Annotated in this window: 19 protein-coding genes and 1 tRNA gene; 15 read left to right on the top strand and 5 right to left on the bottom strand. The window is 59.8% G+C overall.

From position 1 onward, the window contains the following. Positions 1-118 precede the first annotated feature (118 nt). The 4 genes from CHY22_RS07445 to CHY22_RS07430 are packed head-to-tail and all read left to right on the top strand — an operon-like array spanning position 119 to position 3,653. Positions 119-1,000 (top strand): branched-chain amino acid ABC transporter permease, encoded by an 882-nt coding sequence (locus CHY22_RS07445; protein WP_089573309.1) that lies wholly within the window; start codon positions 119-121, stop codon positions 998-1,000. Between the two features lie 9 nt (positions 1,001-1,009). Further along, complete coding sequence (locus tag CHY22_RS07440; RefSeq protein ID WP_089573308.1) at positions 1,010-2,089, top strand: branched-chain amino acid ABC transporter permease; 1,080 nt, start codon at positions 1,010-1,012, stop codon at positions 2,087-2,089. Then, a complete protein-coding gene (locus tag CHY22_RS07435) occupies positions 2,079-2,939 on the top strand; it encodes an ABC transporter ATP-binding protein (RefSeq protein WP_089573307.1) in 861 nt (286 codons plus the stop codon). Before CHY22_RS07440 ends, CHY22_RS07435 begins: the two co-directional genes overlap by 11 nt. Before the next feature lie 12 nt (positions 2,940-2,951). Continuing rightward, positions 2,952-3,653, top strand: a complete 702-nt coding sequence (locus tag CHY22_RS07430) for an ABC transporter ATP-binding protein (protein WP_035137222.1) — start codon at positions 2,952-2,954, stop codon at positions 3,651-3,653. Here the strand turns inward: CHY22_RS07430 and CHY22_RS09980 are convergent. The 4 genes from CHY22_RS09980 to CHY22_RS07410 all read right to left on the bottom strand — a co-directional run bounded on the left by CHY22_RS09980 (position 3,543) and on the right by CHY22_RS07410 (position 5,382). Further along, a complete protein-coding gene (locus CHY22_RS09980; RefSeq protein ID WP_143759222.1) occupies positions 3,543-3,911 on the bottom strand; it encodes a transposase in 369 nt (122 codons plus the stop codon). The two genes, CHY22_RS07430 and CHY22_RS09980, sit on opposite strands and share 111 nt — an antisense overlap. A 253-nt stretch (positions 3,912-4,164) precedes the next feature. Continuing rightward, positions 4,165-4,428 (bottom strand): hypothetical protein, encoded by a 264-nt coding sequence (locus tag CHY22_RS07420; protein WP_089573305.1) that lies wholly within the window; start codon positions 4,426-4,428, stop codon positions 4,165-4,167. Between the two features lie 14 nt (positions 4,429-4,442). Further along, positions 4,443-5,075 carry a DUF1700 domain-containing protein gene (locus tag CHY22_RS07415; protein ID WP_089573304.1) on the bottom strand — a complete coding sequence of 211 codons (633 nt, stop codon included), beginning with the start codon at positions 5,073-5,075 and terminating at the stop codon, positions 4,443-4,445. Next, complete coding sequence (locus tag CHY22_RS07410; protein WP_187362357.1) at positions 5,062-5,382, bottom strand: PadR family transcriptional regulator; 321 nt, start codon at positions 5,380-5,382, stop codon at positions 5,062-5,064. Before CHY22_RS07410 ends, CHY22_RS07415 begins: the two co-directional genes overlap by 14 nt. A 284-nt stretch (positions 5,383-5,666) precedes the next feature. On the opposite strand from CHY22_RS07410, the gene CHY22_RS07405 reads away from it, so the two are divergent. Next, a complete protein-coding gene (locus CHY22_RS07405; RefSeq protein WP_089573303.1) occupies positions 5,667-6,344 on the top strand; it encodes a copper homeostasis protein CutC in 678 nt (225 codons plus the stop codon). A gap of 3 nt (positions 6,345-6,347) precedes the next feature. After that, positions 6,348-7,145 (top strand): DUF4931 domain-containing protein, encoded by a 798-nt coding sequence (locus CHY22_RS07400; protein ID WP_089573302.1) that lies wholly within the window; start codon positions 6,348-6,350, stop codon positions 7,143-7,145. A gap of 30 nt (positions 7,146-7,175) precedes the next feature. Here CHY22_RS07400 and CHY22_RS07395 read toward each other — a convergent pair whose 3' ends face one another. Further along, a complete protein-coding gene (locus tag CHY22_RS07395) occupies positions 7,176-8,174 on the bottom strand; it encodes a bile acid:sodium symporter family protein (protein WP_089573301.1) in 999 nt (332 codons plus the stop codon). Between the two features lie 276 nt (positions 8,175-8,450). Here CHY22_RS07395 and recJ point away from each other — a divergent pair, with 276 nt between their 5' ends. From recJ to rplT, 9 genes are all read left to right on the top strand, one after another. Further along, on the top strand, positions 8,451-11,738 hold the full coding sequence (gene recJ, locus CHY22_RS07390; protein WP_089573300.1) for a single-stranded-DNA-specific exonuclease RecJ: 3,288 nt from the start codon (positions 8,451-8,453) through the stop codon (positions 11,736-11,738). A gap of 15 nt (positions 11,739-11,753) precedes the next feature. After that, a complete protein-coding gene (locus CHY22_RS07385; protein ID WP_089573299.1) occupies positions 11,754-14,114 on the top strand; it encodes a bifunctional (p)ppGpp synthetase/guanosine-3',5'-bis(diphosphate) 3'-pyrophosphohydrolase in 2,361 nt (786 codons plus the stop codon). Between the two features lie 84 nt (positions 14,115-14,198). Beyond that, a complete protein-coding gene (locus CHY22_RS07380; RefSeq protein WP_089573298.1) occupies positions 14,199-14,882 on the top strand; it encodes an MBL fold metallo-hydrolase in 684 nt (227 codons plus the stop codon). A 194-nt stretch (positions 14,883-15,076) separates the two neighbouring features. Next, a complete protein-coding gene (gene fba, locus CHY22_RS07375; RefSeq protein ID WP_035137086.1) occupies positions 15,077-15,943 on the top strand; it encodes a class II fructose-1,6-bisphosphate aldolase in 867 nt (288 codons plus the stop codon). 351 nt (positions 15,944-16,294) lie between these two features. Next, positions 16,295-17,728, top strand: a complete 1,434-nt coding sequence (locus CHY22_RS07370) for a transglutaminase-like domain-containing protein (protein WP_089573297.1) — start codon at positions 16,295-16,297, stop codon at positions 17,726-17,728. 39 nt (positions 17,729-17,767) lie between these two features. Continuing rightward, positions 17,768-17,854 (top strand) — tRNA-Leu (locus CHY22_RS07365). Positions 17,855-18,285: 431 nt separating this feature from the next. Further along, the gene (gene infC / locus CHY22_RS07360) at positions 18,286-18,855 is read left to right on the top strand and encodes a translation initiation factor IF-3 (protein ID WP_089573296.1); all 570 of its coding nucleotides are present in this window, start codon (positions 18,286-18,288) and stop codon (positions 18,853-18,855) included. Between the two features lie 32 nt (positions 18,856-18,887). Then, complete coding sequence (gene rpmI, locus CHY22_RS07355; protein ID WP_006234422.1) at positions 18,888-19,079, top strand: 50S ribosomal protein L35; 192 nt, start codon at positions 18,888-18,890, stop codon at positions 19,077-19,079. 46 nt (positions 19,080-19,125) lie between these two features. After that, positions 19,126-19,485 (top strand): 50S ribosomal protein L20, encoded by a 360-nt coding sequence (gene rplT / locus CHY22_RS07350; protein WP_022094123.1) that lies wholly within the window; start codon positions 19,126-19,128, stop codon positions 19,483-19,485. Positions 19,486-19,791 lie beyond the last annotated feature (306 nt).

Below are 19,791 nucleotides of genomic sequence, written 5' to 3'. Positions count from 1 at the left end.
GTTTTGATCCCAAGCAGGGGAGGTTTTGGCCTTCCCTGCTTGCTTGGTATCTAGGGACAGTGTAACGTCCCTGTTTCATACATCAACTGGAAACCTATTCGAAAGGGGGATGTGGAACATGACGGTCTTTATCCAATACCTGGTCAACGGCCTGTCCATGGGCAGCGTCTACGCCATCATCGCGTTGGGCTACACCATGGTCTACGGTATCGCCAAGATGCTGAACTTCGCTCACGGCGACGTCATCATGGTCGGTGCCTATGTCTCGTTCTGCGCCACGTCGTATCTCGGCCTCCCGGGCTGGGCATCTGTAATTCTCTCTTGCGTGGTCTGCACGGTTCTCGGTGTTCTCATTGAGGGTCTGGCCTATAAGCCGCTGCGCCAAGCAGGCCCGCTGGCCGTTTTGATCACGGCCATCGGCGTGTCCTACTTCCTGCAGAATGCCGCGCAGCTTCTGTGGGGCGCCACGCCCAAGAACTTCACTTCGCTCGTCACCTTCCCGGTGCCGGAGTTCTTGGCCAAGTTCAACGTGAGCGCCGTGTCGCTCGTCACCATCGTCGCCTGCCTGGTTATCATGGCCGGCCTGATGTTCTTTACAGGTAAGACCAAGATGGGCAAAGCCATGCGCGCCGTGTCCGAGGACAAGGCCGCCGCTCAGCTCATGGGCATCAACGTCAACCGCACCATCTCGATGACGTTTGCCATCGGCTCTGCCCTTGCCGCCATCGCCGGCGTGCTCCTGTGCTCCTACTCGCCGGTGCTGCAGCCCACGACGGGTGCCATGCCTGGCATCAAGGCCTTCGACGCCGCCGTCTTTGGCGGTATCGGCTCCATCCCCGGCGCCTTTGTCGGTGGCATTCTCATCGGCATCATCGAGGCGATGGCGCAGGCCTACATTTCCACGAGCCTTGCCAACTCCATCGTCTTTGGTGTTCTGATCATCGTCCTGCTCGTCAAGCCTGCCGGCCTCTTGGGCAAGTACGTCCCCGAGAAGGTGTAGGTGAGCGTTATGAAGTTTCTTAAAGACAAGCAGACGCGTCACGACTTTGTTACGTACGCCATGTGCCTTGTGGCGTTCGCCATCGTGTTCTTTATGCAGTCCAACCACATGATTCCGCGCATGATCGCCGGTCAGCTGGTTCCCATTACGGCCTATATCGTCATGGCCATCTCCCTTAACCTCGTCGTCGGCATCGCGGGCGACTTGTCGCTGGGCCACGCGGGCTTTATGAGTGTCGGTGCCTATACGGGAATCGTCACCGCCGTCGCGCTGGAGAGCGCCGTTCCCTCCGATCCGGTGCGCCTTATCATCAGCATCGTGGTCGGCGCCATCGCTGCCGCCATCCTGGGCTTCTTGATCGGCATCCCGGTCCTTCGCCTGAGCGGCGATTACCTGGCTATCGTGACGCTGGCCTTTGGCGAGATCATCAAAGAGATCGTCACCTGCCTTATCGTGGGCGTCGACTCCCGCGGCCTGCATGTGATCTTTAACATTACAGGTAACTCCACGATCGACGACCTGCACCTGCTCGAGGACGGCACCGCCATCATCAAGGGCGCCCAGGGCGCATCGGGCGTGTCGACGTACTCGACCTTCCTCGCCGGTGCCGTCCTGGTCATGGTCGCACTCGTGATCGTGCTCAACCTGGTTCGCAGCCGTACCGGCCGTGCCATTATGGCCGTGCGCGACAACAAGATCGCTGCCGAGTCCGTGGGCATCTCCGTCACCGAGTACCGCATGATCGCCTTCGTGGTTTCCGCCGCTCTCGCCGGCGCTGCCGGAGCCCTCTTCGGCGGTAACTTCTCGCAGCTTTCCGCCACCAAGTTCGACTTCAACACGTCCATCCTCATCCTGGTATTCGTGGTCCTGGGCGGTCTGGGCAATATGCGCGGCTCCGTCATCGCGGCGGCGTTGCTCACGGTGCTTCCCGAGCTGCTCCGTCAGTTCTCGGACTACCGCATGCTCATCTACGCCATCGTGCTGATCCTGGTCATGATCTTTACCAACAACCCGCAGCTCAAGGCGTTCTTCGCACGCATTAAGGACCGCTTTGCTTCCAAGAAGGAGGTAGCAGCCGATGCCCAGTAAGTTTGAGTTCAACAAGGGCAAGATGGTCCCGTATCCTTCTGGCGCCATCGTTCCCGACCGCGACCTGGGCCAGCGCCCGGCGCTCGAGTGCATCCACTTGGGCATTGAATTTGGCGGCCTTAAGGCAGTCGACGACTTTAGCCTGACCATCGGTAAGACCGAGATCGCCGGTCTGATCGGTCCCAACGGTGCCGGTAAGACCACGGTCTTCAACCTGCTCACCAAGGTGTACCAGCCCACGCACGGTACTATCCTGCTCGACGGCGAGGACACCTCGGGCAAGTCCGTCTACCAGGTCAACCGTATGGGTATCGCCCGTACGTTCCAGAACATTCGCCTGTTCAACACCATGACGGTGGAGGACAACGTTAAGGTCGGCCTGCACAACCAGGAGCGCTACTCTGGTTTTGAGGGCGTGCTGCGTCTGCCGACGTACTGGAAGCACGAGAAGGCCGCCCACGAGCGCGCCATGGAGCTGCTGTCCATCTTTGATATGGAGCACCTGGCAAACGAGCAGGCCGGCTCGCTGCCTTACGGCGCCCAGCGTCGTCTGGAGATCGTCCGCGCGCTTGCCACCAACCCCAAGCTGCTGCTGCTCGACGAGCCTGCTGCCGGCATGAACCCGTCCGAGACCGCGGAGCTCATGGAGAACATCGTCAAGATCCGCGACACCTTTGGCATCGCCATCATGCTTATCGAGCACGACATGTCGCTCGTCATGAACATCTGCGAGGGTATCTGCGTGCTCAACTTTGGTAAGGTCATCGCCAAGGGCACGGCAGAGGAGATCCAGAATAACGATGCCGTTATCGAGGCGTATCTGGGCAAGCAGGATAAGGGGGAGAACTAAATGGCAGAGCCGATGCTTTCCGTCTACAACATTAACGTCTGGTACGGCGCCATCCACGCCATCAAGGACATCTCCTTTAACGTCAACGAGGGCGAGATCGTGGCCCTGATCGGCGCGAACGGCGCCGGCAAGTCCACGACGCTTAAGACCGTCTCGGGCCTGCTGCGCTCCAAGACCGGCTCCATCAAGTTTATGGGCGAGGACATTACCCATACGCCTGCCGACAAGCTGGTGGGCAAGGGCCTGGCTCAGGTTCCCGAGGGCCGTCGCGCCTTTTTGCAGATGACGGTCGAGGAGAACCTGGAGATGGGCGCCTACACGCAGCCCAAGTCCACGGTGGCTCCGGGCCTTGAGCGCGTCTACGAGCAGTTCCCGCGCCTTAAGGAGCGCCGTCGCCAGGTTGCCGGCACCCTTTCGGGCGGCGAGCAGCAGATGCTCGTTATGGGGCGCGCCCTTATGAGCAACCCCAAGCTGCTCATGCTCGATGAGCCTTCCATGGGTCTGGCGCCGATTCTGATTGAGCAGATCTTCCAGATTGTCGAGGACCTGCACAAGGCCGGCACCACGGTGCTTCTGGTCGAGCAGAACGCCCAGATGGCGCTTTCAATCGCCACGCGCGGCTACGTGCTCGAGACCGGCAAGATCACCATGACCGGCACCGGCCAAGAGCTCCTGCACGACGACAACGTGCGCAAGGCTTACCTGGGCGGCTAGGGACTTCCGCCGTTCTGCCGAACGGCGGACCGGCCGACGCTGCGCGGGCGCCCTGATCGACGTGCCGAAGCTCCTCACCCTTGGGGCTATGCCGCGGTACGAGGCCAGGTGGTCATGGTCCGGGAACCTCGCGATGTCGAATGACACCGCGAGGTTCGCCGCCGTCCTCGGCGGCCTCGACCCCCGAGTGGGCGATCCCCACGCGCTAACGCCTGCAAACAAGGGGATTGCCAAGACGCCGCCGGGCACCTCCGTCATAGACGTGGAAGTGCGGCCGCGCTGAAGCACTGCGCGGTGTCTGCTCGCTTATGTGCGCATCACGAAGGAAGACCAGATCGGTGAGCGGGATTGGCCCGAAGTCGAGAGATTCCCATCAGCCTCTCGTCGGTCGATGACCGGTTCACCACGCAGGAAGAGCGTGACGGAAGGTCTCGCAAAAAGGCTCCGAGCGCGGCGTGCTCATGCCCGTCGTGGTGCGCCCGAAGGGGGGGGACGGCTGCTACGAGCTCGATCATTTGCGAGGAGAAGACGAACCAGTCGTTGCAGATCCAATATGGATCTCGCCGACCTCGGCAAGCTGCTCGATGAGTGGAAGCCCTGTCGGGTCGTCTATTTCAACACCACCCAGAATGATGGTGTCATCGCGCAGGTCGATCTGCGTGTTGAGCACAGCGAGGTTAAAGCCGGAGGCCACAAATCCGATAGCAGCCAGGACGAGCCCCGTGGCAACAAGCCCACCCGCTACGGCAAGGTAAATCCTTTTTACGCTGGACATGTTTGCACTCCTTCCTATGCCGTGAGCGGCGCCGCTTCGGCGCCCATGCGGCTCTTATTGCCTCGATCTTTCCAGAAGGGCGAAACGGCTTTCTTCGCCCAAAGGGCAGAGAGGCGCGCGATCTGCTTGGACGCCGTCCAGGCGCCGGCTCCCGTGAGGAGCGCCACACCGATGGAAGCGAATCCCATTCCCATCGAGGCCAAAACGTACGGAACATGCCCGATAATGATGCCGTCCACGGCGAACAGGAGCCCTACCAGGCCCGTGCCCCCGAATGCCGCGGCCACGATCCACACGCAGAGCGCAAGAACCCAAATACAGATGTAGACTGCAGCGGCAACGGCGACGAACGCGAGCAGCAGCGGAATCCATACCGGAGAGCCCACGATGGCGAGCGCCCATAGAAGTGCCGTGCTCTTGCGCTTGGTCCTCGCGATCGCGCGCGGCACGGCGGGCAGTTCGTCGAGCGTTGCCTCGGCGACCTCACCGGGCGTGCCCATGGCGGCCACAGCCTCGGCCTCCGTCATGCCGTCCTCCATACGGTCGGCGATGGCCTCCGCGTAGAACTCCTGCGTTTCCTTTACCTGATCTGCCGGCAGGCAGGCCAGAAGCTCGCCCAGCCGGTTCAAGAACTCATCGCGCGTCATGGTGCGCCCCCTCCACGTAACGGTAGATCTCCTGCACGGATGGCCATTCGGCGAGGAACTCGGCGATACGCTCGCGCCCGGCGTCCGTGATGCGGTAGTACCTCCGCAGCCGCCCGTTGTGCTCGGCGGAGCGCGCGGTGATGCAGCCCGCCTTCTCCAGGCGCTTGAGCAACGGATAGAGCGTGGATTCCGTGAGCCCCATACTCGCGGGCACGTCCTTCACGATCTGATAGCCGTAGGATTCCTCGCCCGAGACGGCCGCGAGCACGCAGGCCTCGAGGAAGCCGCGCTTCATCTGTGCCTCCATCCGCACACCTCCTTTCGTAGTATACTGTGTAACACCTACTATATGACACATAGTATATGATGTCAACAGTTGTCGTATAGGGAGTCCGGTCTGTCTGTCCCCTGCGGGTACTCATTGGGGACGTACTTAAATGAGTACCCATCGCTCAAGGTGGCACCTGGGGACGTTCCTTATGTGCCGGCACTTTGGGACACTCCTTGTCAAGGTTTTGTTCCATCGTGCGGGTTGCTATTTAACGTGCGACAATGCTGTGTGGAAATCGAAATGTCTCCTGGGGGCTATCTATGCTGTACGAGTTTTGTGCCGAGAACTTTGAGCGTGTGCCGGCGGCTATCGATGCCGGTGCTAAGCGCATCGAGTTGTGCGACAACCTTGCCGTCGGTGGTACCACGCCCTCGGCCGGCGTTATCAGCACTACGGTCAGCTATGCTCACGAGCATGACGCGCGAGTGATGTGCATGATTCGCCCGCGTGGCGGTGACTTTCACTACAACCAGGACGAGCTGCGCATGATGGAGATGGACTTGGGTCTTGCCGTGAGCGCCGGCGTTGACGGCCTGGTCTTTGGCTGCTGCAAGCCCTGTGCCGGCGGCTGGGCGCTCGACGAGCTCACCCTCGGCGCCCTCGTGATGGCTACGGGCTGCGCGACCGAGGAGTGCAAGCGCGGGGCCATCGATATCACCTTCCACATGGCCTTTGACCAGCTCTCGCCCGAGGCTCAGCTGGACGCCATTGACACACTCGCCGACTGCGGCATCACGCGCATCCTGACGCATGGTGGTGCTGCCGGAACGCCGATCGAGGACAACCTGGAGCACCTGTCGCGTCTTGTCGAGTATGCGGGCGACCGCCTGACCATCCTTCCCGGCGGCGGCATTTCTACGGCCAACCGCGATACCGTGGCGGCGGCATTGAGCGTCTCCGAGCTCCATGGCACCAAGATCGTGCCGCTGGAGGCGTAACCCGTGGCGCTGGTATTTGACGTTCAGCAGGCGAACGGTAAGCCCGACGACAACCGGCGCCCTGGCACCGCGTGTCCCTTTTGCGATACCGAGGAACTTGCCGATATCATCCGGCGCGATGGTGACTGCATCTGGCTCGAGAATAAGTTCAAGACCCTGCGCGCCACCCGTCAAACCGTGCTGATCGAGTCGGCCGATCACGATGCCGACCTGGTGATCTATGAGCCGGATGAACTCCACCATGTGATGCGGTTTGCCCTGGGTTGCTGGCAGCAGATGATCGATTCACAGCAGTATCGCAGCGTTCTCATGTACAAGAACAAGGGTCCGCTCTCGGGCGGTAGTCTCGTTCATCCGCACATGCAGATTGTGGGTTTGGAGCAGGAAGACGGCTACACTTCGCTGACTTCCGCCAATTTCGAAGGCATCAATGTCTGGCAACAGGGGAGAATCTCGGTCAATATCTCAACCGAACCGATCATGGGGTTCTTTGAGATCAACGTTTCAGCCCCGCAGGGAATCGCCGCCAGCGATGACGCACGAGACCAAGCCGAGGCGGATCTCTTTGCCGATGCGATCCAGGTAGCTCTGCGCTATATCCTAAACGAGCACCACGGTGGTCGCGCAGAGTCGTACAACTTGTTCTTCTATCACCTGGGCGGTCGGACCATTGCCAAGGCGCTGCCGCGTTGGGTGGTTTCGCCCTACTTTGTCGGCTATCGTTTGGCCCAAGTCAATGCCGAGACGACGCTCGATATCGATGCTGAGCGTCTGCGTGCGCATCTGGAAACGCTCGTATAGCAAGACTAACACCCGCGTAATGCGGACAGCCTAGCGCGCCATGGCGTCGCGGCCGGCTTCGACCCGCTTGCGCTGTTTGGTGCGCTCCTCGCAGGTTAGGCACTCAAAGAGATGCCCGATAATCGAGGCCAGCACCTGCTGAAACAGCGTGCCGCACATGACGGGGAACACGACCTCGCCCGGAAAGTACTGCGTGGCGATGACGGCACCCGAAGAGATGTTGCGCATGCCGCAGGTAAAGCACATGGTAGTCGTCTCGCTATATGGCAGATGCAGCGCACGTGCGACCAGAAAACCGACGACAAAGCCGCTGATGGCGAAGACCAAAATAAAGAGGGCGACTTCCAGGCGCACCGCGTTTATGTGCAGCACGTACTCGCTCATAGCGGTGGAGTTGGACGCGATGACGCCCATCATCATGAACTTGCAGGCGGGCGAGAGCACGGGAGAGAGTTTCTCGTGGCCCCAGCCGCGCGTGAGTTCATTGATGGCAATACCGAGCACAGCGGGGATGGCGATCATAAAGGCCATGTTCTGCATCATGCTCGGCACGTCGATCGAGACGGTGGCGCCCAGCAGGAGCTTGAGCGTAAGCGGAATCGTCACAGGTGAGATGACCGAGGACGTCAGGATGATGGTGAGCGCGAGCGGGCCGTTGCCGCCGAACATGCTGATCCACATAAAAGCGGTGACGGCCACGGGCACGCTGTATTCGAGCACAATGCCGCAGACAAGGTTGGGGTTGGAGCCAAAGAAGAGTGACCCCATGGCATACGCCGCGATGGGAATAAGCACCGCCGAGACGAGCAGCGCCAAGACTAGGTGCAACGGACGGCGGAACACCTCGGTTACCTGGTGAAAGGTGTTGCTGAGCGCACCCTGAAACGTCATAAAGGCAAACAAGGTGGGAACGATGGGCTTGAGTACGCCAATCTGTTGGGGAAAGAGCACGCCGAGTGCCACGCAAATCGGAACGATGACCTGCATGTGCCCCGCGAGAAACTTGCCCAGTCCAACCCATTGCTTCATATGCGCTTGTGACTCCCTTTGCCCGTGAACCCGTTTTGAATGGATATGCTAGACGCTCGCATGCGTCCGTGCGTCAGAAACGCTCGAATATTTCGAGGCTATTACCGGCATCGTTTACCGAAACCGCGGCGTGCTGCGGCGATTTGCGTCTGCTCTGCACGGTATAATAAATCCGTTCAACAGATCTGCCTGCCGAAGCGGGCATACACAGAGGACTCATCGCTATGAACCGTGAGAGGTATCGCGGCGACCTGCCCCTATCGGGGGTGGGCGCCTATGTCATCGCTTAAGACGACGCATCGCTGGGCGGTCGCTCAGCAAAACCCCGAGCTCGAAAAGGAGCTTTCGGCTGGCCTGGGCATTCCCGGGCTGGTGGCGCGTATTATGGTCGCGCACGGCATTACATCCATCGAAGAAGGTCAGCTGTTTTTGACGCCTTCGCTCGATCGCGACTGGGCCGACCCACTCATTATCCCGGGCATGTCGGTCGTTGCCGACCGCGTCGAGCGTGCTATTTGCAACCACGAGCACATTGCGGTCTTTGGCGATTTTGACGTTGACGGTATTACGTCGACCTGCCTGTTGACCGAGGCACTGCGCACGTTTGGCGCCGATGTCACGCCGTTTATTCCGCATCGCTTTGACGAGGGCTACGGTCTTTCGCGCGCGGCGCTCGACCGCGTTAACGAGCTCGCTCGCCCTCAGCTGATCGTGACCGTCGATAACGGTATTGCCGCCAAGGAAGAAGTCTCCTATCTGGAGAGCCTGGGGATTGATTTGGTGGTCACGGACCATCACGAGCCCTCCGACCAGGTGCCGCAGGGCGTGCCCCTGACCGACCCCAAGCTCGAGGACGAGGGCCCCTCGCGCGAGCTTGCCGGTGCCGGCGTGGCACTCAAGCTGGTGCAGGTCCTGGGCGAGCGTTTGGGCAAGCCGTCGTATTGGCGTTCGCTGATCGAGGTCGCGGCGCTGGGCACCGTGTCCGACATGATGCCGCTCACGCCCGAGAATCGCGCACTGGTCGCCGAGGGCATCCAGCAGATGCGCGTGACGGCCCGTCCCGGCTATATCGCGCTTGCCGCACTTGCCAAGGCCGACCTTTCTACCATTACGGCCGACGGCCTGTCGTTTTCGCTCATCCCTCGTCTGAATGCTGCCGGCCGCATGGCTGATCCCAAGCTGGCGCTCGACCTGCTGCTTGCCCGTGATCCTATCGAAGCAAGTGCACTGGCAGCCGAGCTCGAGGAAATCAATCGCCAACGCCGTGAGATCGAGGCGGAGCTCACGCGCGATGCCATGGCGAAGGTCGAGGAGACTTATGACGGCGGGCGCGCAATCGTCGTGGGCGGCGAGGGCTGGCACGAGGGCGTCAAAGGCATCGTGGCGAGCCGCTTGACCAATCGCTATCACGTGCCGGCGCTGCTGTTCTCGATCGAGGACGGTATCGCGCGCGGCTCTGGTCGCTCGGTGGGCAAAGTTAACCTGTTTGACGCCGTCGAGCGTTGTTCCGACCTGCTGATTCGTCGCGGCGGACATGCCGGTGCGGTGGGTGTGACCATCGAGGCATCCAAGCTCGATGAGTTCCGCCGCCGCCTTTCCGCCGTGCTATCGGAGCTTTCCGCCGAGGACTTTGAAGACACCGACGAGGTCGCCGCCACCGTCGACCTTTCCGAGCTGAATATCGAGACCATCGAGCAGATCTCCCGTCTTGAGCCGTTTGGCCAGGGCAACAAGGTGCCGCTGCTGGCTGCCGAGGGCGTGACGATGTGCGACCGCGCCGTGGTGGGCAAAACCGGCGAGCACATGCGCTTTGTGGCGACCGATGGCGCCGCGAGTGTGCCGGCCATTATGTTCCGCGTGCCGCAAATCGATAAGCTCATCAACTGCGATAGCGCTGTCGACTTGGTGTTCGAGGCCGTTGCCGAGCATTGGCAGGGGCGTGTGAAGCCCAAGCTCATGATCAAGGATGTTCTGGTTCGCGATACCACGCTGCCCAGCGTCGATGATCCGGCATGCGAGCTTCGTCGTGGCGTGCAGCCGGCGGATTCCGGCCTGCGCCTGGAGTCGCGTAAGCGCGAGACGCTCGCCCAGCTTTCCTATACCGAGCTCACGCGCTCGCTTATCCATAGCTTTATCGGATCGAACCAGCCGCACCGCGCGCAGGTTGAGGCGCTCGATGCCTTGGCCGACCACCAGAGCGTCTTGGCCGTTATGGGAACGGGCCGCGGCAAGTCTCTCATCTTCCATGTACATGCTGCGCGCGAGGCTGTCCTTCGCGGACGTGCGAGCATCTTTGTCTATCCGCTGCGCGCGCTTGTTGCCGACCAGGCCTATCACCTCTCGTCGACGATGGCAGCGCTTGGCATTGGCGTTGGCGTGCTGACCGGCGAGACCGTGGAGGCCGCACGCGATGATGTGTTCGCCGGCCTAGCTTCGGGCCGCACCGGTATCGTGCTCACGACGCCCGAGTTCCTATCTATCCACCGTGACCGCTTCGCGCGTTCGGGCCGCATCGGCTTTGTCGTTATCGATGAGGCGCACCACGCCGGCCTTGCCAAGGGCGGCGACCGCAGCGCCTATCTCGACATGCCCGATATCCTCAAAGCCCTGGGCGACCCGGTTGTTATGGCTGCGACGGCCACCGCGACGGCTCCGGTCGTGGCCGAGCTTGCCCGCATGCTGCCGATTACTCGCACGGTGGTCGACGAGACGGTGCGCGAGAACCTGCAGCTCGAGGACGACCGCGACCTTGCGAGCCGCGAGAACCGTTTGGTGTCGATCGTGGCGACGGGGGAGAAGACCGTCATTTACGTCAATTCGCGCGACCAGTCCGTGGCGCTCGCCAAGACGTTGCGCAAGCGTGTGCCCGATTGCGCAACCCATATCGCGTTCTATAACGCGGGGCTTGCGCGCTCCGATCGCCGCCGCGTGGAGGAAGCATTCCGAGACGGAAGCCTCAGCTGCATCGTCTCGACCTCTGCCTTTGGCGAGGGTGTCAATCTGCCCGATATCCGCCATGTCGTGCTGTACCACATGCCGTTTGGCGCCATTGAGTTCAACCAGATGAGCGGGCGTGCCGGTCGTGACGGACAGCCCGCCGTGATCCACCTGCTCTATTCGTCGCGCGACGCCCGCATCAACGAGCGCCTGCTCGACTGCTACGCACCCGAGCGCGACGAACTCGTCACACTCTATCGTGCGTTGCAGACCATGTGGCGCTCCAACCGCGGTAAGACCGGGGATGATTCATTCTGCGCAAGCGATATCGACATCGCGCAGATGTGCCTTGCCATCGATGCTCGCACGCCGGTCGACGAGCGCTCGGTGGAAAGTGGCCTGGGAATCTTCGAAGAGCTTGGTTTCTGTCGCATTTCGGGGTTTGACGACACCCGTCGCATCGCGATGGCCGAAAACCCCGGCCGTGTGCAATTGAGCAGGTCAATTCGCTATTTGGAGGGCTTGCGCTCGCGCATGGAGTTCTCGGCTTTCCGGAGTTGGGCGCTCGATTCGTGCGCTTCTGATATGCTAGCCAAAGTTAACCGCCCGATCGTACCGCGGGCCTAGGGGAAGGGGACCTCGATGGATGCCGCAGCCCGTACCGCCCATGATTCCACCCTCCAGCCGTTCTCGGAGATGGAGCACTATAAGCATGCCGATGAGCTGCCGCCCGAGATTATGGCGGACAGCTACGACAAACTGGAGCGCCTGTGCCTCAAATATATGAATGAGGACGACTTTTCTAAGGTGGAGCAGGCCTATTGCTTTGCTGCCGAGAAGCACTGCAACCAAAAGCGCCGCTCGGGTGAGATGTACATCAACCATCCCGTCGAGGTGGCCATCATTTTGGCCGATCTCAAGATGGACTGCGATGTAGTGTGCGCCGCGCTGCTGCACGATACCGTCGAGGATACCGAGACCTCGCTTGCCGATGTTTCCGGCCTGTTTGGCGATACGGTGGCCGAGCTCGTCGATGGCGTGACCAAGCTCACCAACATCGAAGTCGACAGTATGGACGAGAAACAGGCGCTCACGCTGCGAAAGATGTTCCTCGCCATGTCCAAGGACATCCGCGTCATCATCGTTAAGCTTGCCGACCGTCTGCACAACATGCGCACCCTTGCAGCCCTGCGTGAGGACCGTCGCCTGTTTAAGGCTCGCGAGACCATGGACGTGTATGCGCCCCTGGCCGACCGTCTGGGCATGAGCTCCATTAAATGGGAGCTCGAGGACCTGTCCTTCTTCTACCTGGAGCCCGATGCCTACCAGCGCATCGCACGCATGGTGGCGGAGTCGCGCGAGGTCCGTGAGCGCTATCTGGCCGAGACCATCAAGACGCTCACCGACGAGCTCAACCGCATTGGCCTGGAAGACTTCCAGATCAACGGCCGTTCCAAGCACTATTGGTCCATCTACCAAAAGATGAAGCGCAAGGGCAAGGAATTCTCCGAGATCTACGACCTGGTGGCACTGCGCGTCATCACGCATTCGGTGCGCGATTGCTACTCCACGCTCGGCGCGGTGCACACGCTGTGGCACCCCATGCCCGGCCGCTTTAAAGACTATATCGCCATGCCCAAGGTCAATAACTACCAGTCGCTCCACACGACGGTCATCGGCCCCACGGCTCGCCCGCTCGAGATTCAGATTCGAACCTATGAGATGCATGAGCAGGCCGAGTACGGCATTGCCGCCCACTGGCTATATAAGAAGTCGGGCGGATCGTCTGCTTCCAAGACCAATGACGCTCAACGTTTGGACGACCAGATCAACTGGCTCAAGCATTCGCTCGATTGGGCGGCTTCCGACGAGATCACCGATGCCAAGGAATACCTGCATTCGCTGAAGGTCGACCTCTTCGATCAGGAGATCTTTGTCTTTACGCCCAAGGGCGAGGTCATGGCGCTTCGTGCCGGCTCCACGCCGCTCGACTTTGCCTACGCCGTTCACACCGAGGTGGGAAACCATTGCGTCGGCGCCAAAATCAACGGTGCGGTGGCTCCGCTCACGCACGAGATTAAGACGGGTGACCGTGTCGAGATTCTGACTAACAAGAGTTCCAAGCCGTCGCGTGATTGGCTCAAGATCGTTAAGACACCTTCCGCCAAGTCAAAGATCCGCCGCTATTTTGCCGCTGCGACCAAGGACGACGACGCTGCTGCTGGTCGCGATATGCTGGCTAAGGACCTGCGTAAGCGTGGCTATGGCATTTCTACGCCGCGTTCGACGCGTGCGCTCAACGCCGTGGCGGAGCAGTTTAACTTCAAGCAGCTCGAGGACCTGTTTGCCGCCGTCGGCGCCGGCAAGGTTGCCCCGCGCGCTGTGGGCAATAAGGTCGAGCAAATCTTGGACCCCAAGCCCGAGGAACAGCTCACCAAGGCCGAGGCTATCGCCGAGGTCGTGAAGCAGCCTGCTCGCGGCTCCAACCGCAAGCCGCAAAAGCGCGGCAAGAGCGCCAGTAACGGCATTATCGTCAAGGGCGAGAGCAACAGCGGCCTACTGGTCCGTCTGGCTCATTGCTGCAACCCCGTGACGGGCGACGACATCGTCGGCTTCATCACGCGCGGTCGTGGCGTTTCGGTGCATCGCGCCAACTGTCCCAACGTCAAGGGTCTTATGGAGCATCCCGAGCGCATGATCGAAGTGGAGTGGGACGGCGCTGCCGACACCCTCTTCCAGGTCGAGATCGTGGTCGAGTGCCTGGACCGCATGGGCCTGCTCAAGGATGTCACCATTGCCATTGGCGATGCGGGCGGCAATATCCTTTCTGCCGCCACGTCGACCAACCGCGAGGGTATTGCAACCCTGCGCTTTATGGTCGAGATCTCGGACGCGAGTGGTCTGGATCCGCTGCTGGCCTCCATCAGCAGCGTTGACTCGGTCTACGACGCGCGCCGCCTGATGCCCGGTGAGGGTGGAGCCCAGCTTAAGCGCCGCGTTTAGTCGCGACGAACGTGTCACATTATCGATATTCGCTACACTCGAGGCATCGTTTGATGCCTCGAGTTCTATAGAGAGGAGAGGGACATGAGTGCTGTGTCCTTGGATTTAACTCCCAAGGGATCGGTCGAGATCGAGACGCTCGTAAACGGTCCCATTCAGACCAATAGCTATGCTGTTATTTCGGACAATGAGTGCGTGATTATCGATCCCGCATGGGAAGGCGAACGCCTGGTGGAGCATATTCGAGCCGAGCATCCCGGCGTACGCGTGTTTGGCGCCGTATGCACTCATGGCCATGCCGATCATGTTGGTGGTGTTGCAGGCGTGCGAACCACCGTTGGCGAGGGCTGCCAGTATGAGCTGTGTGCTAAGGATGTGGCGGTGCCGCATGCGAACATCGAGGAACAGCGAGCTATGTGGGGCATTGAGACGCCTGACCCCGGGGAGCCGACGCACCTGCTCGCCGAGGGAGATGCTATCAAGGTGGGCGATATCTACCTGCAGGTGATCGAGACGCCAGGGCATACGCCGGGCGGGATCGTCTTGTTTGCTGCCACCGAGCAGGGGAACATTGCCTTTGTGGGCGACACCCTGTTTCCGGGTGGGCACGGCCGCACCGATCTTTCTGGAGGAGACGAGGCGGCGATTCTGCGCTCGCTCTCCAAGCTCGCCCGGCTTCTCCCGCCCGATACCGTTTGCCTAACCGGTCATGGCGATTCGACCACCATGGCACGCGAGCTCATGCAGAACCCTTTCATGCAGATTTAGCTTAATAGTCGGCTTTTGAAGCACGAGAAGCGTCCAAACGTCAAGCTATTTTTCCCCAACGGGTCGATTTCGTAGGGCAAACGGTCAAAAAAGTCTGTTTGGACGATATTCGTGAACAAACGAACGTTTATGCTCGGGTGCGCCGTGGTAAAATCTCAGGCGTTATCGGAGCAACCTTACAGGAGGTTTCTTTTATGCTCGTCAACGCAGCAGACATGCTCAAGAAGGCCGAGGCCGGCAAGTACGGTCTTGGTGCCTTCAACACCAACAACCTCGAGTGGACCCTGGCTATTCTCCAGGCCGCCGAGGAGGCCAAGTCTCCGCTGATCCTTCAGTGCACCGCTGGTGCCGCTAAGTGGATGGGCGGTTTCAAGGTCTGCGCCGACATGGTCAAGGCTGCCGTCGAGGCCACGGGCGTTACCGTTCCCGTCGCCCTTCACCTCGATCACGGTTCTTACGAGGACTGCTTCAAGTGCATCGAGGCCGGCTTCACGTCCATCATGTATGACGGCTCTCACGAGGAGACCTTCCAGCTTAACCTCGACCGCACCAAGGAGCTCGTTGAGCTTGCTCACTCCAAGGGCATGTCCATCGAGGCCGAGGTCGGCGGCATCGGCGGCACCGAGGACGGCGTGACCTCCAGCGGCGAGCTCGCTGATCCTGCTGAGTGCAAGCAGATCGCTGACCTGGGTGTCGACTTCCTCGCCTGCGGCATCGGCAACATCCACGGCGTGTACCCCGCCGACTGGGCTGGTCTTTCCTTCGAGCGTCTGGGCGAGATTAAGGCCCAGACCGGTGACCTGCCCCTCGTTCTGCACGGTGGCACCGGCATCCCCGAGGATCAGATCAAGAAGGCCATCTCCCTGGGCATCTCCAAGATCAACGTCAACACCGACCTGCAGCTCGTCTTCGCCAAGGGCGTCCGCGAGTACATCGAGGCTGGCAAGGATCAGCAGGGCAAGGGCTTTGACCCCCGCAAGCTCCTCAAGCCTGGTCGCGACAACATCGTTGCCCGCACCAAGGAGCTCATGGAGGAGTTTGGCTCCGTCAACAAGGCGTAAGCGTCGCTAAACTTCCCGCCGGAAGCCCCGTCCCCCTACACTGTTTCCTTTGCGCTCACCTGGCTTTGCCAGAAGTCGCGCCAAGAAAACAGCTCCGGGGGACGGGGCTTCCTTCGTTTAACGCCGCAGGGTTACGAGTCTGAATTAAGATGGCTACTGGCTTTGCCAGAAGTCGCGCGACGGAATCAGCTCCGGGGAAACGGGGCCTCCTTTGTTAACTTGCTACAGGGTTACTGGTCTGATTTTAGTTATATGGTTACCGTTCAGCGGTGTTGATGGCTCCCTTGTTGGGGCTTTCTTTTTATCTCGCTACAATGGGCTTCAAGCGTTCTAGTGACTTGGAGTTTTGGTATGGCTGTTATTAATGTGCTGCCTTCGGATGGGAAGGTTATTGACGAGGGTCCAGTTGGTTGCTCTGCTGATGTTTGCTGTGATGACTTTCGTCATCTCGATGTTGGACTGCCGCCCGAGATTCTTCGTCTTATGGATGCCGGGTATTTGACGCAGGCTGTTGCTGCCTGCGATCGCCTTTTGGAGCAGAACTCCGAGCCTTCGCTGGCTGCTTGTGTTCGTGCCGAGCGGTATCGCATGCTCGAGACGCCGCTTCATTTTTCGGTGTCGCGCGACCAGGCTATTGCGATGATTCGCGAGGAGTGGCCAGAGTTTACCGAAGAGCAGTTTGATGACCTGATTAATCGTAAGCGTATTGACTGGCGCTTTATCGATGGCGAACTGTTCGTTCTCGACAACTTCCTCGATTCGCTTCGCGTATATCCCAAAGAGGTTCCCGGCATGCGGCCCGATTCTACGGACGGAATAGCACTGCGCAACGAGATGCTCAAGGAGATGGAGTCACAAAACGGATTGGCTCGCGTCATTACGCTTAAAGCGTCCGTGTCTGTCCCCGGCGCTCTGGAAGGGGAGACCGTTCGCGCGTGGCTACCCGTTGCCGCCGCCTGTCGTCAACAGTCTCATATCGAGGTTCTCGATATGACGCCGGAGGGTGCTGTTGCCCCCGCGAATGCTTCGGCGCGTACCGCCTCGTGGTCTTCTTCGAGTGAGCGCTCATTCTCGGTGACCTATCGCTATCAAATTGATGCCGCTTATCGTGATGTCTATGGGGGTGCGCTTCCGGTGCATCCTTGCATGGACACGCCACTGCCCGTGGACACCTCCGAGGACCGTCCGCACATTGCATTCACGCCGTATCTACAGCAGCTGACAGCCCGTGTCATTGACGGGCTCGAGGATCCGCTCGATCGCGCCCGTGCTATCTATGATTACCTGACGCAGTACATCGACTATCGCTATCAGCCGCCGTACTTGCTTTTGGGATCTATTGCCGATGACTGCGCGCATTCGCTCCGCGGCGATTGCGGCGTTATGGCGCTCACGTTTATCACCATGTGCCGTATCGCGGGCGTGCCTGCCCGTTGGCAGAGCGGCCTGTATGTTGCGCCCGATTCGGTGGGGTCGCACGACTGGGCAGAGTTCTATACGCCGCAGACCGGATGGCTCAACGCCGACGTGTCATTTGGATCTTCTGCTCGCAGGATGGGGGAGGAGTGGCGCCGCCGTCACTACTTTGGCAATCTCGACCCGTGGCGTATGGTGGCCAACAATCGATTCCAGGCAGAGTTTGAGCCCTCTTTCGACGGCATGCGCGAGGACCCTTACGATAACCAGATGGGTGAGGCTTCGGTCGACGGTCGCGGATGCCGTCGGCGCGAGATGCTCCGCACGGTCGAACTCATCGAAATGCTCGAAGTTCCATTTTCGGACTAATCGGTAGAAAGCTGTGATAAACTAACTCACGCATTGCGTGCCCGAGTGGCGGAATTGGCAGACGCAGTGGACTCAAAATCCACCGTTGGCAACAACGTGCGAGTTCGAGTCTCGCCTCGGGCACCATACATGCAAGTGAGCGTTCAAGGGGGTTGCGGCCCCCTTTTTCGTGCCGAACTCGCGTGAGCGCGCGAAGCGTTAAGCAAACAGGCCTGTGGCCTGTTTGTAGCGGAGCGTGGCGAGGGCGCCACGCGCCCGAAGCCCGGGGCTTCGCGAAGCGAAGGCCCTTCGAGTCTCGCCTCGAGCACCATACATGCAAGCGAGCGTTCAAGGGGGTCAAGGTCCCTTTTTCGTGTACGTAATGTGATAACGCGCTGTACGTGTTATTATTCGCAAGGCGTTGTTCCCGCAATGCCCTAAAGAGGAACCTGAGGGTTCCCACCTTTTGGCGCCAATGAGCAGCTGACTGGTCATACAACTTAGATTCCCTTCCTCAAATCGAGGAAGTCTATGTGTACGACCTGGTTGCTGAGAAGCGCCGGGTTATTTTTTTATGAATGGAGGTAGGGAAAATAGCTAAGTCTGATGACACCCGCATCAACGACGAGATCACTGCATCTTCGTGTCGTTTGATTGGCGTCGATGGCTCTCAGCTCGGCCTGTTCGCCATCCGCGATGCCCAGCGCGTCGCCGACGATCAGGGTCTCGACCTGGTCGAGATCGCTCCCAACGCGGAGCCGCCGGTCTGCAAGGTCATGGACTACGGTAAGTTCAAGTACCAGCAGGCCATGAAGGCCAAGGCTGCTCGTAAGAACCAGTCCAAGGTCGAGGTCAAGGAAATGAAGTTCCGACCCAAGATCGACGTTGGCGACTACGAGACCAAGAAGGGCCACGTTCTGCGTTTCCTCAAGAAGGGCGCACGCGTTAAGATCACCATCATGTTCCGCGGCCGTGAGATGGCTCACCCGGAGCAGGGCCTTAACGTTCTCGAGCGTCTCGCCGAGGATCTCAAGCCTTACGCTACGGTCGAGTCCAAGCCTAAGATGGAAGGCCGTAACATGCTTATGCTGCTCGCCCCGATTAAGGGCGCCTTCGATGAGGATAAAGCGGCAAGCGATAGCAAGTAACTAGTGTTCTGTAACCGATTAAGGAGTATTTCATGCCTAAGATGAAGTCCCACAGCGGCACCAAGAAGCGTTTCCGCAAGACTGGTACCGGCAAGCTTATGCGCGCCAAGGCTTTCAAGAGCCACATCCTGAGCAAGAAGTCCACCAAGCGTAAGCGTGGCTTCCGTCAGGAGACCGAGATCGCCGCTGCCGACCGCAAGGTCATCAAGTCGCGTCTCGCCTAAGTTCGCGTTCCCGTTTTTCGTTTTACCGTCTAGGAGTTGATAGAACATGGCACGTATTAAGCGCGCTGTTGCCGCCAAGAAGAAGCGCCGTACCGTTATGCACCGTGCGAAGGGTTACTACGGTGCCGCTTCGCGTACTTACAAGCATGCTAAAGAGCAGGTCCAGCACTCCCTGCAGTATCAGTATCGTGATCGCCGCAACAAGAAGCGCGAGATCCGTTCTCTCTGGATCACCCGTATCAACGCTGCTGCTCGCCTGAACGACATCTCTTACTCTCAGTTCATGCACGGCCTGAAGGTTGCCGGCATCGAGCTCGACCGCAAGGTCCTGGCTCAGATGGCTTACGAGGACATCGAGTCCTTCAACGAGCTGGCTGCCATTGCCAAGAAGGCTCTCGAGGCCTAATAGATTCTCTTGAATCGCTAGGGGAGTGTCGCGTTGTGCGCGGCGCTCCCTCTTTTTATCTGAAGCGCGGTTTACATTGCTAAAAGCGCGGGTAGATAGACACTTACAGGTGACCGATCTCTATATATTTCTAAACCAAAGGGTCATCATCTGATACGTGCGGAAGATCCGCACCAGTCTTTCTATTAGCTATAGAAAGCGATATGTTGTGTAGGACTTGTGAAGAGTGGAATTGACGACCCACAGGGCTTCGCGGTCTGGCAATATATCTCCTTGCCGCGCGGCCCGGTCGGACCGGATCAGCCG

The sequence above is a fragment of the Collinsella sp. TF06-26 genome (genome assembly GCF_002232035.1).
GTDB lineage: Bacteria > Actinomycetota > Coriobacteriia > Coriobacteriales > Coriobacteriaceae > Collinsella.
Note: the sequence above shows the minus strand (reverse complement) of the source record. Positions and strands in the feature narration are given on the sequence as shown.

What these genes read in the sequence shown, in the direction of transcription:
- infC (WP_089573296.1), top strand. Translation starts at nt 18,286, where the DNA reads ATGGAGGTAGGGAAAATAGCTAAGTCTGATGACACCCGCATCAACGAC.
- CHY22_RS07395 (WP_089573301.1), bottom strand. Translation starts at nt 8,174, where the DNA reads ATGAAGCAATGGGTTGGACTGGGCAAGTTTCTCGCGGGGCACATGCAG.
- CHY22_RS07445 (WP_089573309.1), top strand. Translation starts at nt 119, where the DNA reads ATGACGGTCTTTATCCAATACCTGGTCAACGGCCTGTCCATGGGCAGC.
- rplT (WP_022094123.1), top strand. Translation starts at nt 19,126, where the DNA reads ATGGCACGTATTAAGCGCGCTGTTGCCGCCAAGAAGAAGCGCCGTACC.
- CHY22_RS07385 (WP_089573299.1), top strand. Translation starts at nt 11,754, where the DNA reads ATGGATGCCGCAGCCCGTACCGCCCATGATTCCACCCTCCAGCCGTTC.
- CHY22_RS07415 (WP_089573304.1), bottom strand. Translation starts at nt 5,075, where the DNA reads ATGACGCGCGATGAGTTCTTGAACCGGCTGGGCGAGCTTCTGGCCTGC.
- CHY22_RS07405 (WP_089573303.1), top strand. Translation starts at nt 5,667, where the DNA reads ATGCTGTACGAGTTTTGTGCCGAGAACTTTGAGCGTGTGCCGGCGGCT.
- CHY22_RS07370 (WP_089573297.1), top strand. Translation starts at nt 16,295, where the DNA reads ATGGCTGTTATTAATGTGCTGCCTTCGGATGGGAAGGTTATTGACGAG.
- rpmI (WP_006234422.1), top strand. Translation starts at nt 18,888, where the DNA reads ATGCCTAAGATGAAGTCCCACAGCGGCACCAAGAAGCGTTTCCGCAAG.
- CHY22_RS07380 (WP_089573298.1), top strand. Translation starts at nt 14,199, where the DNA reads ATGAGTGCTGTGTCCTTGGATTTAACTCCCAAGGGATCGGTCGAGATC.
- recJ (WP_089573300.1), top strand. Translation starts at nt 8,451, where the DNA reads ATGTCATCGCTTAAGACGACGCATCGCTGGGCGGTCGCTCAGCAAAAC.
- CHY22_RS07430 (WP_035137222.1), top strand. Translation starts at nt 2,952, where the DNA reads ATGCTTTCCGTCTACAACATTAACGTCTGGTACGGCGCCATCCACGCC.
- CHY22_RS07440 (WP_089573308.1), top strand. Translation starts at nt 1,010, where the DNA reads ATGAAGTTTCTTAAAGACAAGCAGACGCGTCACGACTTTGTTACGTAC.
- CHY22_RS09980 (WP_143759222.1), bottom strand. Translation starts at nt 3,911, where the DNA reads ATGACGGAGGTGCCCGGCGGCGTCTTGGCAATCCCCTTGTTTGCAGGC.
- fba (WP_035137086.1), top strand. Translation starts at nt 15,077, where the DNA reads ATGCTCGTCAACGCAGCAGACATGCTCAAGAAGGCCGAGGCCGGCAAG.
- CHY22_RS07410 (WP_187362357.1), bottom strand. Translation starts at nt 5,382, where the DNA reads ATGGAGGCACAGATGAAGCGCGGCTTCCTCGAGGCCTGCGTGCTCGCG.
- CHY22_RS07420 (WP_089573305.1), bottom strand. Translation starts at nt 4,428, where the DNA reads ATGTCCAGCGTAAAAAGGATTTACCTTGCCGTAGCGGGTGGGCTTGTT.
- CHY22_RS07435 (WP_089573307.1), top strand. Translation starts at nt 2,079, where the DNA reads ATGCCCAGTAAGTTTGAGTTCAACAAGGGCAAGATGGTCCCGTATCCT.